Annotated in this window: 2 protein-coding genes and 1 pseudogene; 1 reads left to right on the top strand and 2 read right to left on the bottom strand. The window is 41.3% G+C overall.

All coding sequences use genetic code 11. The features are described from left to right. Both F6K51_RS37660 and F6K51_RS37655 read right to left on the bottom strand, forming a co-directional pair. Nucleotides 1-530 (bottom strand): annotated as a pseudogene (locus F6K51_RS37660) (pentapeptide repeat-containing protein); the annotation flags it as partial. Nucleotides 531-562: 32 nt separating this feature from the next. Next, complete coding sequence (locus tag F6K51_RS37655) at nucleotides 563-727, bottom strand: hypothetical protein (protein WP_293031376.1); 165 nt, start codon at nucleotides 725-727, stop codon at nucleotides 563-565. Between the two features lie 173 nt (nucleotides 728-900). Here F6K51_RS37655 and F6K51_RS37650 point away from each other — a divergent pair, with 173 nt between their 5' ends. Further along, on the top strand, nucleotides 901-1,101 hold the full coding sequence (locus F6K51_RS37650; RefSeq protein ID WP_293031374.1) for a hypothetical protein: 201 nt from the start codon (nucleotides 901-903) through the stop codon (nucleotides 1,099-1,101). Nucleotides 1,102-1,225 lie beyond the last annotated feature (124 nt).

Below are 1,225 nucleotides of genomic sequence, written 5' to 3'. Positions count from 1 at the left end.
TCTTCGATAGCTTCTTGAGACCCCTGTAGGATGAAGCTGCTTGGTTTAATATCAATAATGTTGATCGTGTATCCTGAAGATTGTTGTAAAATAGATTCAATCAGTTTTGAAGGTTGAACTGAATTTATATCTCCTTCTAATACAATAACAGCTTTGATTGTTTCACTGTGTCTCTCGATTACAGTCTCTTTTTGGCTCAGGGATTCACTTTGCTCTACACCCTTCACCAGCTCTGAGCTACTGCCATCAGTTTTGTTTAGCTGTTCTGATGCTTGTTCTTCTGCTATTCCCGCAATTTCTTTCCAGTCTAGGGTCAATCCCTCACATATCCGTTTAAATAAATCAAGCTGAATTGGCTCTGATTTAAAAAACTTGGTAACTGTATAGCGACTTATCCCTTGTGACTTAGGGAAGTTACTTTTTAACTCAAACCCTAGCTTATCCAAAGCTTTTTTAGCTGTTTCAATACCTTGTGAAGAAGCGGCAATAGTTAGTTTTTTAGTTTTCTTACCCTGGCTAAAATCTGTCATAGTCTTGCTGATTTAGCATAACTATAGCATTTTCATTTGAGATGTAAATATAAGATTGATGGGAACAGGGAACAGGGAATAGGGAACAGGGAGCAGGGAGCAGGGAGCAGGGAGCAGGGAGCAGGGAGCAGGGAGCAGGGAATAGGGAACTTCGGAACAGGGAACAGCCAATAGTAAAACAATTCTGTGTACCTCATGAGTCCTATAAACGCTATAACTTCAATCATTATTACATAGTTTACCTGCTCCAATCATTTTTTTTTACTATCTCTAACCCCTCCCAATAAAAAATTATAAAAACCCTTGACAAATTAAATTATAATCATTATAATAATAATTGCCAAACCACAATGAGTTTAAGTTCTGACTTATGTCAAAATACTCTAACCAAAACCTCAAGAAACAACCTGTTGAGCACACTCTAAAAGGTCCTCGTCAAGCCGTAATCCATAGTATGCAAAGGTTTTATTCCCTAGGCTATGGGGAGATTGCCGACTGGAGCCCTTTGGAACCTACTGAAACTCCAGGGGAAGTGAGGACAACCATGATGAAGTATTGGCTGTTGCCATAACACCTTGTCTTGATGCAAAGCGCGAGTGGGGGAAACCCCCAAGACCGCGCTGCATCGCTAAATTTCTGGGGGGGCTTCCCCCCAGAGCCTTGGCTCCGGTCTGGTCCCGTAGGGTGGCCGAAAG

It is taken from the genome of Moorena sp. SIO3I8 (genome assembly GCF_010692325.1).
In the GTDB taxonomy this organism is placed as follows: Bacteria; Cyanobacteriota; Cyanobacteriia; order Cyanobacteriales; family Coleofasciculaceae; genus Moorena.
Note: the sequence above shows the minus strand (reverse complement) of the source record. Positions and strands in the feature narration are given on the sequence as shown.

Bases quoted from the DNA above. Each gene is read 5' to 3' on its own strand.
- F6K51_RS37650 (WP_293031374.1), top strand. From the start codon at position 901: ATGTCAAAATACTCTAACCAAAACCTCAAGAAACAACCTGTTGAGCAC.
- F6K51_RS37655 (WP_293031376.1), bottom strand. From the start codon at position 727: ATGAGGTACACAGAATTGTTTTACTATTGGCTGTTCCCTGTTCCGAAG.